This is a genomic window from Oceanobacillus sp. FSL K6-0118 (assembly GCF_038006665.1).
GTDB classification, from domain to species: domain Bacteria; phylum Bacillota; class Bacilli; order Bacillales; family Amphibacillaceae; genus Oceanobacillus; species Oceanobacillus caeni.
Window position 1 is genome coordinate 1,641,832 of sequence record NZ_JBBOVR010000001.1, and the last position, 14,751, is coordinate 1,656,582.

The 14,751-nt window shown below is 35.3% G+C and carries 15 protein-coding genes and 1 riboswitch; of the genes, 6 read left to right on the forward strand and 9 right to left on the reverse strand.

Annotated elements, in window-relative coordinates:
* Positions 1-90 precede the first annotated feature (90 nt).
* The 4 genes from ftsW to MHI02_RS08555 all read left to right on the forward strand — a co-directional run bounded on the left by ftsW (position 91) and on the right by MHI02_RS08555 (position 3,124).
* Positions 91-1,242, forward strand: a complete 1,152-nt coding sequence (ftsW, locus tag MHI02_RS08540) for a putative lipid II flippase FtsW (RefSeq protein WP_047185775.1) — start codon at positions 91-93, stop codon at positions 1,240-1,242.
* A 43-nt stretch (positions 1,243-1,285) separates the two neighbouring features.
* Complete coding sequence (sspO, locus tag MHI02_RS08545) at positions 1,286-1,432, forward strand: small acid-soluble spore protein O (RefSeq protein WP_047185746.1); 147 nt, start codon at positions 1,286-1,288, stop codon at positions 1,430-1,432.
* A gap of 152 nt (positions 1,433-1,584) precedes the next feature.
* Positions 1,585-2,544: an MBL fold metallo-hydrolase gene (locus tag MHI02_RS08550; protein ID WP_047185747.1), complete on the forward strand. Its 960-nt coding sequence runs from the start codon at positions 1,585-1,587 to the stop codon at positions 2,542-2,544.
* Between the two features lie 100 nt (positions 2,545-2,644).
* On the forward strand, positions 2,645-3,124 hold the full coding sequence (locus tag MHI02_RS08555) for a DinB family protein (RefSeq protein ID WP_047185748.1): 480 nt from the start codon (positions 2,645-2,647) through the stop codon (positions 3,122-3,124).
* Between the two features lie 389 nt (positions 3,125-3,513).
* On the opposite strand, the gene MHI02_RS08560 is transcribed toward MHI02_RS08555, so the two are convergent.
* From MHI02_RS08560 to MHI02_RS08575, 4 genes are all read right to left on the reverse strand, one after another.
* The gene (locus tag MHI02_RS08560; RefSeq protein ID WP_328149786.1) at positions 3,514-6,450 is read right to left on the reverse strand and encodes a Tn3 family transposase; all 2,937 of its coding nucleotides are present in this window, start codon (positions 6,448-6,450) and stop codon (positions 3,514-3,516) included.
* Between the two features lie 169 nt (positions 6,451-6,619).
* Complete coding sequence (locus MHI02_RS08565) at positions 6,620-7,231, reverse strand: recombinase family protein (RefSeq protein WP_047185750.1); 612 nt, start codon at positions 7,229-7,231, stop codon at positions 6,620-6,622.
* Between the two features lie 218 nt (positions 7,232-7,449).
* Positions 7,450-7,707: a hypothetical protein gene (locus MHI02_RS08570; RefSeq protein ID WP_061794319.1), complete on the reverse strand. Its 258-nt coding sequence runs from the start codon at positions 7,705-7,707 to the stop codon at positions 7,450-7,452.
* 18 nt (positions 7,708-7,725) lie between these two features.
* Positions 7,726-8,091: a hypothetical protein gene (locus MHI02_RS08575; protein ID WP_052771746.1), complete on the reverse strand. Its 366-nt coding sequence runs from the start codon at positions 8,089-8,091 to the stop codon at positions 7,726-7,728.
* 224 nt (positions 8,092-8,315) lie between these two features.
* On the opposite strand from MHI02_RS08575, the gene MHI02_RS08580 reads away from it, so the two are divergent.
* Together MHI02_RS08580 and MHI02_RS08585 are read left to right on the forward strand one after the other, a co-directional pair.
* Positions 8,316-8,912 (forward strand): hypothetical protein, encoded by a 597-nt coding sequence (locus MHI02_RS08580; protein ID WP_204798557.1) that lies wholly within the window; start codon positions 8,316-8,318, stop codon positions 8,910-8,912.
* A gap of 12 nt (positions 8,913-8,924) precedes the next feature.
* On the forward strand, positions 8,925-9,248 hold the full coding sequence (locus MHI02_RS08585) for a hypothetical protein (protein WP_047185753.1): 324 nt from the start codon (positions 8,925-8,927) through the stop codon (positions 9,246-9,248).
* Positions 9,249-9,471: 223 nt separating this feature from the next.
* Here MHI02_RS08585 and MHI02_RS08590 read toward each other — a convergent pair whose 3' ends face one another.
* From MHI02_RS08590 to MHI02_RS08610, 5 genes are all read right to left on the reverse strand, one after another.
* Complete coding sequence (locus tag MHI02_RS08590) at positions 9,472-10,251, reverse strand: energy-coupling factor transporter transmembrane component T family protein (protein WP_047185754.1); 780 nt, start codon at positions 10,249-10,251, stop codon at positions 9,472-9,474.
* Positions 10,251-11,825: an energy-coupling factor transporter ATPase gene (locus tag MHI02_RS08595; RefSeq protein ID WP_204798558.1), complete on the reverse strand. Its 1,575-nt coding sequence runs from the start codon at positions 11,823-11,825 to the stop codon at positions 10,251-10,253. The genes MHI02_RS08590 and MHI02_RS08595 overlap by 1 nt, the downstream gene beginning before the upstream one ends.
* Positions 11,806-12,411 (reverse strand): ECF transporter S component, encoded by a 606-nt coding sequence (locus MHI02_RS08600; protein WP_204798559.1) that lies wholly within the window; start codon positions 12,409-12,411, stop codon positions 11,806-11,808. The genes MHI02_RS08595 and MHI02_RS08600 overlap by 20 nt, the downstream gene beginning before the upstream one ends.
* A gap of 12 nt (positions 12,412-12,423) precedes the next feature.
* Positions 12,424-13,014, reverse strand: a complete 591-nt coding sequence (locus tag MHI02_RS08605) for a YkoF family thiamine/hydroxymethylpyrimidine-binding protein (RefSeq protein WP_047185757.1) — start codon at positions 13,012-13,014, stop codon at positions 12,424-12,426.
* 86 nt (positions 13,015-13,100) lie between these two features.
* A riboswitch (TPP riboswitch) is annotated at positions 13,101-13,202 on the reverse strand.
* 218 nt (positions 13,203-13,420) lie between these two features.
* Entirely contained in the window at positions 13,421-14,650 is a 1,230-nt protein-coding gene (locus MHI02_RS08610; protein WP_047185988.1) for an IS4 family transposase, read from the reverse strand.
* Between the last annotated feature and the right edge of the window lie 101 nt (positions 14,651-14,751).

Consider the following 14,751-nt stretch of genomic DNA (forward strand, 5'->3'; position numbering starts at 1 on the left):
AATTTCAAATATTAGTGTACAGTTACAATTCAACAATTATATGTTTAGTGAAAGTATTGTTCAGGAGAAAGGAAACTACCAATGAAATCCATGTTAATCCGAAAAATAAAACAATTTGATTACTCATTAATAATAATTACTTTACTTTTAACGGGTTTTGGATTAATGATGGTATACAGTAGTAGTTATGCCGTTGCTTATATCCATTATGATAACCCTACATATTTTTTTACAAAACAATTGAAATGGTTCATCATTGGATTATTTTTCTTTATAATTGCCACCTTTGTACCCTATCGTATCTATAGTAAACTAAGTCCATTATTAGTAATGGTATCAATCGTAATGCTAGTAATGGTGTTAATACCTGGACTGGGAACGGAGAGAAATTATTCTCAACGATGGATTCAATTAGGCCCCATTTTGCTTCAGCCTACAGAATTAATCAAATTATTTATGATCATGTATTTTGCTTCTTTTTACGCTAAAAAGCAAGAGACGATTAATCAATTTAAAAATGGGGTTTTGCCGCCTTTAATTATATTAGGGATTATTTTTCTTTTAATCTTAAAACAACCTGATCTAGGATCCGCGGGACTTATTTTACTTGCTTGTTTAACGATTGTCATATGTTCAGGAGTAAAGAAAAGACATTTATTCATGCTTGGAACTGTCGGGCTGGCAGGTATCATTTATTTTTCCATTACTTCTTCCTATCGTATGCAAAGAATAGTCTCATTTATTGATCCTTTTGCAGATCCTTTCGGTGAAGGGTATCAGTTAGTAAATGGTTATATTGCTATTGGGACAGGGGGAGTAATGGGAAATGGTTTAGGTAATAGTATTCAGAAGTTAGGATTCCTACCAGAAGCCCATACTGACTTTATTATGGCAGTAATTATTGAGGAACTAGGTGTTTTGGGATTGATTATAGTTATTAGTGCATATATTTTCATTATGTTCCGTGGTGTACAGATTGCAAGAGAATGTAAGGATAGGTTTGCCAAATTACTTGCAATTGGAATTACCTTTCAAATTATAGCTCAAGCATGTATAAATTTAGGAGCTGTTTCTGGACTACTTCCAATAACTGGCGTAACATTACCTTTCATTAGTTATGGTGGGTCTTCCTTAGTTATTACAATGGTTTCTTTAGGAATTTTGATTAACATATCATCCTATAGGGAAAATACTAAGTCAGTCCCAGCGAATCGAGAGGCGAGAATGATTCACCAAGTATGATAAAAGGTATTTTAGCCATAATATCTCTTGGGAGGTGTTTTGGATGGCTAATAAAAATAAACAAAATAGTTTTAGCGATGAGCAAAGAGTGAGAAAAAATTTATCTAAGGAATTTGATCATGAATTTGCCAATGAACCATTAACAGCAAATGAAAAGTATAATAATAAAAAGACGAAAAAACGCCAATAATTATCGCCTATCCCCTTTGACCAAAAGGGGTTTTATGTTTTTAAGATACTTTATTTTATGGACGATTGATGCGATAAGTTATAAATTGGAAGGAATTCAAACGGAACGTGTAGAAATTTAAACATATAGGAAAAGGAGGGGGGTTTTAAAAAATGAAAGAAGTACATAATATATTTCCTATCATGGTGGATGCTCCAGCCAATTTGAAAACAGTAAATTTTTATATAGTGAAAACAGAGCAATCATTAAGCTTGGTCGATGCCGGATTTAATAATAAAGAGTCTTACAAAGCATTAGAACTTACATTACAGGAAAATGGCTTTTCTACAGGTGACTTAACAGAAATTATTTTAACCCACAATCATTATGATCATGTCGGGCTAGTAAATCCAATTACTAGAAAGCATCCAATTCCTGTATATGCGCATAAGGATGCTATTCCACGATTGAAAAGAGATCCTCGTTTTTTAGAGATGAGAGTAGACTTTTATGCGAAATTATATGAAGAAATGGGTTGTGGAGACGCAGGAGATAAACAAATTTCCTTTTTGAAAAAGTCTATTGAAAGAAATAGCAATCAGCAAGTCGAGTCTGAAATTATTCCAATAGGTGCTAAACATCTTCATTTTGATGTTATAGAAGTTCCAGGGCATGCGCCAGACCAAATTGCATTACACAGTTTAGAAAACAAAGAAATGATAGCAGGCGATTTAATGATCGAACATATCTCAAGTAATGCTCTTGTGGAGCCTGATTTTAATGGAAAAAAACTCCCGACACTACTTCAACATAAACAATCCCTTGAAAAGGTTCAAAAGTTGGATATAGAACGAATCTATTCAGGACATGGAAATATCATTCAAAATCCCAGTTCATTAATAAGGAAGAGAATAGATGGTATTGAGCTTAAAGCAGAAAAAATAAGAAAAGTAATAGAAGAAGGGACAACAACTGGAGACGAAATCGCAAGGAAGTTTTATAAGAAAAGCTATCATAGTCAATTTTCTTTGGTAATGTCCGAAATCATCGGTCATCTTGATTATCTTGAGATAAGTGGAAGAGTATCAAAAGAAATGAAAAATGGAATATGGCATTATTATATAGAAAAATAATATAGTGCAAAAAAATGGATTCAACAATTGGAATTGTTTGTAGTAGCTCTAGTATAATAGAATTACAAAAGAATTTTAACAAGATGAAGGAGTAATCGTTATGTATAGAAAAGTGGAAGACTTTTTATTAGATTGGTCACATGCATCTCATGGTACCATTCAAGTTCTTGAATCATTAACAGATGATACATTAGGACAGGCTATTGTCGAAGGTCATAGTACATTAGGATGGTTAGGCTGGCATTTAGCAACAGCTCCTGCGTATTTCTTAGGGTTAGTTGGGTTAAACGTTGAGACAGGAGATCCTCAAGCTGTTCCTCATAAAGCTAGTGAAATTGTGGAGGCATATAAAAAGGTTGCTTTAGCGGTTGAACATGAAGTAAAAGAAAATATGACCGATGAGAAATTTGCCGAAGAAGTCGAAATGCATGGACACACATCTCCAAGGGGTGCAGTATTAAGACTTTTCATTGATCATCAAACACATCATCGTGGACAAATGACTGTGTTACTTCGCCAGGCCGGTCTACCGGTTCCCGGTGTGATGGGGCCTACAAAAGAAGATCGTGAAAAAGCCTAGTCTCCTCAAGTTTTCTTTATCCCACCTCAGGTAGGTGGGAGTGTTATTGTCCGTAAAGGTCTGATAAGTGTGACTAACCATCAGTAGGGGATGAAGGATCCCCCTTTCTGCTGGAAGTCTTCTTTATAAAAGTGCTTGGAAAACAGAAGGAGCTGGGACAAAAGTATTTCAGTCATGAAAAAACCGAACTTTCACCTGAAATTCTAATTTAGAGTTTCCTAATAGTTTGTTTTTTTATTATATTGCTTCATTAAATTAGAAAATATTCGGCTTTATGAATAGCAATTTAGGGGTACAGCCAACATTTCGGAAATTTTGTACGCTAAGCAAATTTTGACACAAAAAAAGCCAAATACCTGTACGTTAAGGAATTTGGCTTCAGATACAGATTAAATTTTTTTTAAGGGTCTTAGCATATTAGCTGGTAACCTATTTGAATCAAACTTATATTCGCCAAGAAGATTAATATGTTCCCAACCTAGAGGTGAAATATGTGGGAGTAATTCTTCTTTTAAGGCATCATGTTTCTTTAATTCTTTTGTTGCTTCACCCAAATACACTGTATTCCAAACGCTAATTGCATTTATTAATATATTTAAAGCACTAGCTCTTTGTAATTGATCTTGCATGCCACGTTCTCTGAATTCCCCACGTTTACCAAAAAATAAGGCTCTAGCCAATCCATTCATGGCTTCTCCCTTATTTAACCCACGATGTATCCTTCTTCTTAATGTTTCATTCGTAATATAGTCAAGAATAAAAATTGTTTTTTCAATTCTTCCAATCTCTCGAAGAGCTGTGGCAATTTTGTTTTGTCTTGCATACGAACCTAATTTCCCCATCATTAATGATCCAGAAACTCTTCCTTCCCGAATTGAATGGGCCAGCCTTAATACATCATCAAAATTTTCTTTAATAACCTTCGTGTTAATCTTTCCCCGTAGTATGACTTTTATACTCGGAAAATCATCAGGAGACGTAAGGGTATATAATTTTGCGTCGCTTATGTCTCTCAATCTTGGAGCAAAGCGAAATCCTAATAAATGACTTAATCCGAAAACTTGATCCGTATAACCAGCTGTATCTGTGTAATGCTCCTCAATTGAAAGGTCGGATTCATGGTGTAATAATCCATCTATCACGTGTACGGCATCTCTCGCATTCGTGTTGATTACCTTTGCATAAAATGAAGAGAAATGATCACTTGTAAATCGATAAATGGTTGTACCTTTTCCCGTTCCATAATGTGGGTTTGAATCTGCATGTAATGATGATACACCGACAGGAACACGCATACCATCTGAAGATGAAGTTGTTCCATCTCCCCAATATGAAACCAAAGAAAGACGGTGCTGATAATTTACTAACGTTGCTTGAGCACGATTCATCGCATCTTCATGTAATCTCCATTGCATAACATTAGCCATCTGGCGATATGATATATCGGGAGTAGCCTCTGCCATTTTAGTTAATCCAATATTTGTACCCATAGCCATTAACGTTGCCATTATAACAGATTTTTCCTCACCTTTAGGTGCTTGATTGGAAGAAGCGTGAACAAAGGACTCCTCAAATCCAGTCCATTCAGCTACTTCCATTAATAAATCAGTGAGTTTAACTCTTGGAAGCATTTTATAAAGAGATAAGCTAAAATTTCTAGCTTCTTCAGGTGTATCTGCTTGTAATCTCTTAACATGTATCTTTTGTTTTTTTATGTTGATACTTTCGATATTATCAATATTTTTGGAAATCCATTTAAGTTTCGTATTTAAAGTTTCATATCTTTCTGATATATACTGATCAAAATTCACATTAACAGCTATATTAGTCCCTTGAACTTTTGCTTTTCCCCAATCGTCTTTTGGCACTAGATATTCTTCAAAATCCTTATGTAATCGACTACCTTCAACCCAAACATCACCAGAACGGATATAGTTTTTGAGTTCTGTTAAAGCAGCCATTTCATAATATTGACGGTTAATGTTTCCTTCATCATCAAAGACATGCTTTTGCCAACGTTTAGGAACAAAATTCAAAGGCGAGCCTTCAGGTACTTTCCTTTTTCCAGAATTATTTAACTCACGTATAGTGCCTAATGCTTTTAATAAAGGTTCTGCTGATTTAGTAGATTTGAATTCTAAAGAATCCAATAGGCTTGGAGTATATTTCCTTAAATAGTTATATCGTGTTTTTATTAAATCAAGATAATCGTAGTCCATTGGTCTTGATAATAATTTAGCTTCTTCAATCGATTCTACAATTTTTTCCCAAGGCATTACCTGCTCTAATGCCAAATAAGGATCGATCCCTTCCTCTTTGGCTTTAATTAAAGCCGTTCCTATATCTGCATAATGCACAACTTTTTCATTTACTGACTTTCCATTTTGTTTTTGCATTTCTTCTTGACTTTTTCTACCTTTTGCTTGTAACACCATCATTTGTCTATCATGAATCTCAATGGCATGATCAGTTAAGTCTTGGGAGAGAGTGATTAAGTGAGCAACTAATAATGCATATCTTTTATCTTCTTTAAATCTTCTAAAAGAATGGGGTTCATATCTCGCCCCAATTCGTGCTAATTGTAAAAGTCTATTGGGGTGGATTAATCCCGTATCAGCTGCAATGTTCATTTCTTTAATGTACTTTAATCTTTTTATTACCTTTAAAAAAGAATACGGTGACGACTGTCCGGGAATTTCTCTAAGCCAAGCTAATTGAGTTTTATTATTATTTACCGTTAAATCAATCAGTTTTTCTAGTTCACGTTTATTTCTTTCAGAAAGATTACTTATTAGTTTGGCATATATTTTTTTCTCTGCACGTGTTCTAGCTAACCAAACCATCCTCTCGATTGTTGGTATTGCAGGAAGGATTATTTTTTCCTTTCTTAATAAATCAATCGCAGTGCGTACTAGATACAAAGCATTTCCATTTTCCAACGCATCCTTTAAAAGAGTACTAGAGATCTTGCGATAATCACCGTTATTAAAATCTCTATATCCATACACTTCTAAATGCTCACGCCTAGTTGTATCACGTTGAGCATATGAAGAATAAACTTCTGGATGCACATTAATTTGAGCAGTTACATATTTAATAAGGTTATCGGGTATTTCTAACACATTAGTTAAATGACAACCGGGGTATCTAAGAATGCATAATTGAAGTCCAAACCCCAATCGATTATGATCTCTTCGATGACGATTTATAACTTCAATATCATAGTCTGATAGACTGTAATAAGAAGTAAATTCAAATTCTGATAAATTATTAAGGTTTAATATTTCTTTTCGCTGTTCTGGTGACAGCAATTCTTTCACACTCAAGTTAAATCAATCCTTATAATTAATTTTGAAATTCCTTAATTTCCCTATTCAAAAATTCTGAATCATGTTCTGATAAGCAGTAGTAAGAAGCAAGCTCCCATTCGCTTAGGAGGGATCATTACCTCTTGTCGTTGGTCTATTGTAAGAATTTCTTTTCCATGCAAGATTTTCACGCTTTTCTTTGGTTTTCATACTCCTTTACCCTTCGATAAAAAGTATTAGGCTTTAAATTAAGACGCTTCATTCCTTCCGTCGCAGTGATTAATCCAGACTTCCATTCCGAATACACTCGAATGAAGTCCTCATTAATTTCGTACTTACGACGCCCGAATCGTACACCGTTATTCTTGGCCACTTCAATTCCTTCTGCCTGACGCAGCTTATTTTTTTTACGTTCTTGCTCAGCGACATAGGAAAGTAAACTTAAAAATTGGTCTTCCATTAATTTTCCAAGATCGCCCATAGTTCGAAATTTCCTACTATCAAAAAGGGTTTCATTTTCTAGGACTACAATATCTGCATTCAGCTCCCGAGTAATATACTTCCATTCCCGAATGATACCATCGTAATCCCTTCCTAATCGGTCCAGTGCATCAAGGTACAATAAATCCCCTTCCCGAATAATTAGAAGCATCCCTTGATACTGTGGTCGGTTAAAATCCTTTCCACTTTGCTTGTCAATAAAGATATAACGTTCTTCAATTCCAAGCTCCCGAAATTTTTTAAGCTGTCGTTCCGGGTTTTGGTCCTTAGCTGAAACACGAGCATATCCAATCTTCAAAATTAATAACCCCTTTCTATAAAACTATTTATCAATATATGTCAAAAAGTATATCAATAAATTGAAATGTTTCAAAATTAAAAAACACACTTTATGACACGGTAATATTAACTGTTTTCTAACGTGTCACAAAGTATGCTTTTTGACAAAAATTATTAAAGGGGGTAGCGTTGGTGGGACCCCGTACTGGGGAAACGTAAAAACAGGAGTAGCAAAAGCTACTCCTGTTTTTTTAAAGCATCTACAAGTTGCTTAGCGTCCAACATTGACATGCCTTTTTCTTCTCTTAGATACTTTATAGTCTTAATGTCACCAAGAGTTTTCAATTTCTCCTGTGCTAAGGCAATTAATTCATCATTGTTTTCACTAGGCTTTGCAGTTTCCTTTCTTAAAACTTTAACCTTATTAGTTAAAACAACAATATAAATTAAGAACGCTACATTAAGAATGAATGATGTGATTAAACTCCAGATCAAAATGATACTCCTATCATTTTAAAACCCACATTCATTCCTTACGTTTGTAAAACCTGATAATTCCGCAATAAGGGCTGAGGGAGTTGCTACTTTTTCACCTGCTGTTGTAGCACCTACCAGTAGTTTTGCAGTTTCCCATGCTCCTTCCAATGCTTTAACATATTTCTTTATCTTAGTAAGTCTTGCAATCGGTATTGCATTCATAACAAGCAATTCGCTAATTGCCAAACTACAACTCCATACACTTTGTGTGCGAATTCTAGGTAAGGTCTCCATAAAATATTTTTTGATTTCTTCTGGGGATCCTTTTTCCAATAATTCATCAGGAATATGCTCGATAGCATCTAGCGCCGGTAAAAGTTCATCTGCGGTTGCTCTGCTCATTGGTGGGTTTTTTAGATTAACATTGCTTTCTACACTCTTAATTATACCACCTTCCAGTAATTTTTTTTCAATGTATGATTCATTCCTGAAAGTTACTCTTGTTTTCCGAAGAAATTATTCCCTCTTAAATAGTAAGTAAGATATATTGTAAAGTATAGAAAAATGTGTAAATTTAGTGTAGTATTTTAATAGTGTAAGAGAAAAAAGAGAGAAGAGGTAAACCTATGGAAAAACTTTTAAGGAAACTCGGGTTAACGATCATGGTAAGTGTTCTGTTATTTAGTGGTGTATTAGCATTTGCACCAAATGTATTTGCAGCAGAAGGAATTAATGAAGTTTATGAAGAAGGAGATGCAGTATGGGAAGATAACTATGATGAAGAGCCAATAAACGCCGCTGAAAGATATGCCTCTGATAGATATAGTGCAGAAGAGATAGCTATACTTTCTCAAATTGCTTATGAAAAATCTATTAATGAGAGTGAGGCTGGCGAAGGGAAAATCGTTCCGTTTGGAGCTAAATCAAAAGCTGTTATAAAAGTTTCTCAGTTACTTTTAAAAGGTGGAGATGAAGTTATTGATGCAGCTAGAGCCTTCAAAATTATTGATTCTGCCACTGCAAGAACATTTAAAAGCAATAGTGTAAAGATAGGGAATTTTTTGAAGAAGTTTGAAAATGCAGGGGCCAACGAAGCTAATGAAGTTCGTACTCAGCTTCCTGTATGGTTTAAAGATAACACAAGGGTTAGCAAAGGAGTAGCTGAAAATATATCAATCGCTGTAGCTTGGGCAATTCGCGGTGCTGATTGGTTATTTTTTTAGGAGTGAAATAGTATGGAAAATGAAACTGTTAGTGAATGGTTAGGAAGTAAAGGATTATCTAATACTGATATTGATTTCATTGAAACAATTTTGACTTTCACATCCACAGCAATTGTACTAGAGTCTAAAACAGAAGATATTAACAAAAAATTTCAAGCGACTTTTCCGGAAAAGAAAGCAAAAATCATGCCTGATTTAACCTACCAACAGTTTGAAGAAATATTACAAGATAATGGTTTGTCAGTCAATTTAAGCGAACTGTTGAAAAGGTTTAGCTCACAAGGTATTTGTGTGGAACTCTGTGAAAAATTGTTAAGAAAACAAGATGATAATTAACGGGATTAAAAATCTAAAAAAGGAAGCAAAGCGCTTCCTTTTTTTGTTACATATTCTAGCCTATCTTAGGCTAACTAGGGATACCAACAAAACCGATATGAACATTTTACTGTTGGACCCCTTAAAGTAAGGAAAATCGAATTTTATCATGTCGAAATTTGCTTAGCGTACAAAATTTCCGAAATGTTGGCTGTACCCCATTTAGTAATGTCCCAGCCATTTCCTAAACCCTTTTTCCGAATATATTTAGATACCCCAAATTATACGAAAATACAACTATTATAATAAATCCCCCGACAATAAAGGAAAAAAAGATCCAGTCTTTTTTTTCGATGGTCATCTGATGATAGTGGGTACGATCTGTATCTCCAGTAAACCCCTTTGATTCCATAGCAATAGCTACTCGTTCCGCCTTGCGAATCCCATTAGCTAGTAGCGGAATTGCATATCTACGGAATTGATTTATTTTTCCTTTTAACCCTTTTGTTCTTCCTACACCACGGATGCGATGTGCCTGTCTTAATATCTGTAATTCCTGTTGAAATAAAGGTAAAAACCGATATCCAGCTAAAATACCATATGTGATTTTAGGTGGTACTTTACATTGTTGCATAAGGCTAAGCATAAATTTAGTGGAATCCGTTGTTAAAGCGAATAATAGAGACAATGCCACAAAGCAAAGAGACCGAAGTGCGAGACTAGTCCCTGTAAGTATACTGCCAGTAGTTATTTCAAACCTCCATAATGTAAACATAACTTCTCCATAGGAAAAGGTTTGATTTGTATAAAGAATCGTCATCCAAGCAAAGCTTAATGCAACGAGAAAGAACGGACTGAAGAATTTGAGCCATTTTATAACCGAGATATCCCCCATAGTAAAGGTTACGAATAGAATAAATATAAAATAGGAAAGTGGTGTAAATACATCAAAAGTAAAACTAAGTAAAATGCCTGGTATTAATACCGCTATTGCCTTTATAGATGGATTAATAGACGAGATCATTAAACAGCACCTTCTTCATGATTGTTTCGGATTCGATAAGGCAAGCGTAATCTTGCTTTTTTCAAAATCTTTTCCTGTTGCCAGAGCTTTTCAGGTTCGCCATTATAGACAATGTTCTGTTTGTGTAATACAATTGCGCGATTTGTTATATCCACAATGTCCATATCATGGGTAACAAAGACAATGGTTGTCCCACTTTCTCTTAGTCGTTCAATCATGTTCATGAATTCCCTTGTTGTTCGAGCATCTTGACCAAACGTTGGCTCATCAAAAAATAAAATATCTGGTGTCTCATCCACCATTGTTGCAACACTTAAACGTCGTTTTTGCCCACCGCTTAAGGAGAAAGGATTACTAAATCGATGTTTTTCTAGGTGAAATTCCCTCATAAGTTTGGTTGCTGTAGAATTTATTTTTTTCTCCGAATATCCATTTAATTTCAAGCCAAATGTTAACTCCTCCAACACGGTGTCCGTAATAAATTGATGTTCTGGATTTTGAAAAACGTATCCCATTCGTTTTCTAAGTTCTTTTTGGTCCCAATGTTCCATTGGTTTATCGAAAAAGTAAATATTTCCTTTAAATGGGGTTAATAATCCAGCCATTAATTGTAGTAGTGTAGACTTACCAGCTCCGTTTTCTCCAATAATTGCGATGAATTCCCCGCTCCGTATGTTTAAATTTATTTCATTCAAAATGATTTGTTTCTTTCGATAGAAACTCATGTCTTTTACAGTTAAAATCACATCTTCTGAAGGGAGGATACGATGGTTGAAGTTGCGAAAGGAATCAGCAGTATTGGAAAATCGTTTTGGTAAAAATACGCCTTCTTGCTCCAATAATGTTTTCTTTTCCATAAAGATAGAATTCACATTTCCATCCGCAATCAGTTCGCCACTTCTTCCCATCACAAGGACTCTGTCTACGATATCTAGCCAATCATCTGCTTGATGCTCAATAATAAGAACGGCTAATTGATGTTTTTCCTGAACACATTTAATTAACTGAATAAACTCAAGACTAGAAACAGGGTCCAAATTTGCTGTAGGCTCATCTAAAATTAACATATTAGGTTCAAGCAGAAGAACAGATGCTAGGGCGATCTTCTGCTTTTGTCCACCTGATAACTCATGAATTTTTCTATTCTGTAACCCATCCATTCCGACTAATTTTAATACCTCCGAGATGCGCCGAGCCATCTCGGAAGGAGGGGTCTTAATGTTTTCCAACGTGAACGCGAGTTCATCTTCTATTGTAATCATACAAAATTGGCTTTCAGGATCCTGAAAAACAATCCCGATTTCCTGATTTAATTCTCCTTTTTTGAAATCACGTATGTTTTTTCCACGATAATAGATTTCACCGGAAGAAACACCTTCAACGGCATCAGGGTACAATCCATTTAAACAAAGGGCGAGGCTGCTTTTCCCAGAACCGCTAGACCCCATAAGAATAGTCGTCTCATTTTTATTCAACGAAAATTGGATTCTATTAATTATTGGTTGGTCTAAGCTTTCATAGTCAAATGAAAAGTTTTCGATAAGAAGTAGAGGTCTACGCTGCTCCTGTTTCACGTCGTTTTTGCAGCTCCTTTCCTAATGCATATCCACGTAGTACATCTGTTTTTGCAAGTTGATCACTTATCCATTTCCCTAGAACCCCTGCAAGGAGTGCTCCGCTGATTACACGCACAACTAATGTAGCAACAAGTAACCATGGTGTTAATGTAATGTTTCCAGCGTAAAATAGGTGCCATACAAAACTAATCAGCGCTGCGGACATACCGGAAAATATTAACACGCGTAATCGATAATCTTTCCATTTTGTCAAAGCAAATGCGAGTTCTGCACCTGCACCTTGGACCGCAGCAGAAAGAATAAGTCCCGGTCCTGCAGTAGTTCCTAGTAACACTTCGGTAATTCCTGCAATTACTTCTGCGGTAAAGGCAACTCCTGGTTTACGCAATATGTAAGCCGCCACGATAGAAACAATAAACCATATTCCAAAAATAATCTCATAACCAAATGGAGCTAGACCAAATGGGGCAAGAATATTTTGGATAACCTGACCAACTAAGAAAAAGGCTAAATATATAATCCCAAATACGACACCTAATATGGACATAAGAACTATTTCTTTTAATTTCCACTGATTTGTCATTTTACAAACTCCTTATGCTTGATTCGTTGGACTATTCGCAGAAAGACTAAATGTCATCGTAACATGAGAAACTTGATCCTGAATAAGTTTAAAAGATTCATATAATGCTTGAAAGAGATTATGCACATCTCCATCCAATCTTGTAGCATAATGGGTAGATATTACTTTAACGTTACGGTGTTTGGATAAATCGATTTGTTCATAGATTTTATCCATATAATCTTCTCTTCCTAACGGATAAAGAGAAAATTTACAACCAGCGACTTGGGAGATGGACTTCACCTTTTCTTCGTTCAACGGGGTATCTGTTTCATCCATGTACACATCGGCATCTGAATCCCCCGGGCAACCAATAGAAAAGGTTCCGTTCATAGCAACATGCTCTCCCGTTTTTGCTGCATGAAGGAAAATGGCCTTTGTTACATCAAAAACATGAACCATTTTCCCCCGAATACATGTGCTCACATCATCTGTATTCTTCCATACTTTTGATGTATCGACCTCTTCCAGTGTTGATAGAATAATATCTACAAACCGGTCACTCATCGGATGTAGACTAAACTGACATCCTGCAATTCTACTTGTCCCACAATAGTTGCTCATAAAATCTCCTCCTAAAATAATAATAAAAAAACTGCACTCCGTATGGGAATGCAGTTTACATGTATGTATTTAAGTTTCATTGAATCATACAGTGAACCGCACTTCCCCACGCTAGTATTATCTAGATCGGGTAATAAGGGTCAGATTTCTCTTCTCAGCCACACACCGTAGCTCCCCTAGTGCTAACTTTCGGATATGCAATTTTTCTTCTATTATGAATAAAACATACTTTATGATTTTTCACTAGCGTTGCATAAAAAATAATTATAGAAGTCAACCATTTAATTTGTGTCTTTGATTTGAATGTTGAAATTTTCTGATATATATTATATTTAATTTATGAAAAAAAGATAACAGGGATCTAAAGGTAGTCCTTCATCCATTTTTTGAATATTATATAATATTTTTAAATAATCGGGTCATAGGTTAAATCGTCTAAGAGCAAAACATCTCCTAATTCGTATTGTGCAACAGTTACTTGAAAGACCTTTTCGTGATCAAGCCTTCGTCGGCCACGGGATGATCGCTCAGGTTCCTTGAATACTTTAGAGATAAGGGTTGTGATGGAGTGAGAACAGAAATCCCGTATCCAACGCAACATTTCCAGCAAGGTCCCTTTATAGCCAATTTTGTTTTTCATTAAAAGGGTTAAACAGAAAGAAATCATTGCCAAATAGATTTGATTATATACCGCATTTTCGCTTTTTCCATATAGTTTTTTAATAACCATATGCTGCTTGACCCATTTGAAAAATAATTCTATCTGCCAGCGGTTGCGGTAGAGATCACTCATTTCCTGTGCACTGACTTTAGCATCATTACACACAATTCGAATCTGATTTCCTTTACTGTCTACAGTTTCAACGAGTTGCAGCGGGTTCTTCATCTTTCCGATCTTTACTACCGCATGACGGGTGATCGGTGAAGAGGAATCAATCGGTAATTCCTCGATGACATGTACGACCGTGTTCGTTTTAATTCGTGTGACAAATCGAATACCTTCTGCACAGTAGGTATCAAACTTTTTAAAATTGAAATAGCCTCGGTCAAATACATGAAGAACGTTTTTATCTAATACGATTAATGAATCTAGCTGTGTTTCATCTGCAGGTCTTGCAGGTGTGAGAATGACTTCATTTGGGTAAGAAATGCCCTCGCAAAAAGTAATGGAAGTATGCATTTTCACACCCGATTTTGTATCTCGAAAATCTGCCCATTCATATTGACTAAGGCACATCGAAATCGTTGATGAATCAATCAGATGAAGCTTTCCAAGTGCTTTGCCTGCCGTTTTTGGTCCAAGTATATGGTGAAGTTTTTGAATTAAATGATGTAGGATAACCTGGAAAATCTCGGATGGTATATCCCCATTTTTTCGGGAAAGCTGTGATTTACTAATGCTTTCTATGCCAACTAATCTTTGGACAGTTTTCTTGCGTTTTATCGTGTCACTTATCCGCTGAAGGTTATCTAGTTGCTTCAACTGCGCATAAATAAATGTATTCATAAATGTAAGTACATCAAGCTTTTTGACATATTTATCAATTTGAGCGTGATCAAGCATTTTTTGTATTACTTTCGAATCTAATGGATGAATGTATTCCTTGAATACAGTTTTTATGGTATGATTGTCCATGTGAGCTCCTTATAGTTAGGGATTTGGACAGGACTACTATACCCTAATTATAAGGTTTTTTTATGGATTTTTATAGTGAAAATTCCTATTATTAATAATAT

Excerpts from the sequence above, each read along its gene's own strand:
- ftsW (WP_047185775.1), top strand. The coding sequence starts at position 91 with ATGTTAATCCGAAAAATAAAACAATTTGATTACTCATTAATAATAATT.
- sspO (WP_047185746.1), top strand. The coding sequence starts at position 1,286 with ATGGCTAATAAAAATAAACAAAATAGTTTTAGCGATGAGCAAAGAGTG.
- MHI02_RS08550 (WP_047185747.1), top strand. The coding sequence starts at position 1,585 with ATGAAAGAAGTACATAATATATTTCCTATCATGGTGGATGCTCCAGCC.
- MHI02_RS08555 (WP_047185748.1), top strand. The coding sequence starts at position 2,645 with ATGTATAGAAAAGTGGAAGACTTTTTATTAGATTGGTCACATGCATCT.
- MHI02_RS08575 (WP_052771746.1), bottom strand. The coding sequence starts at position 8,091 with ATGAGCAGAGCAACCGCAGATGAACTTTTACCGGCGCTAGATGCTATC.
- MHI02_RS08580 (WP_204798557.1), top strand. The coding sequence starts at position 8,316 with ATGGAAAAACTTTTAAGGAAACTCGGGTTAACGATCATGGTAAGTGTT.
- MHI02_RS08585 (WP_047185753.1), top strand. The coding sequence starts at position 8,925 with ATGGAAAATGAAACTGTTAGTGAATGGTTAGGAAGTAAAGGATTATCT.
- MHI02_RS08590 (WP_047185754.1), bottom strand. The coding sequence starts at position 10,251 with ATGATCTCGTCTATTAATCCATCTATAAAGGCAATAGCGGTATTAATA.
- MHI02_RS08600 (WP_204798559.1), bottom strand. The coding sequence starts at position 12,411 with ATGACAAATCAGTGGAAATTAAAAGAAATAGTTCTTATGTCCATATTA.
- MHI02_RS08605 (WP_047185757.1), bottom strand. The coding sequence starts at position 13,014 with ATGAGCAACTATTGTGGGACAAGTAGAATTGCAGGATGTCAGTTTAGT.
- MHI02_RS08610 (WP_047185988.1), bottom strand. The coding sequence starts at position 14,650 with ATGGACAATCATACCATAAAAACTGTATTCAAGGAATACATTCATCCA.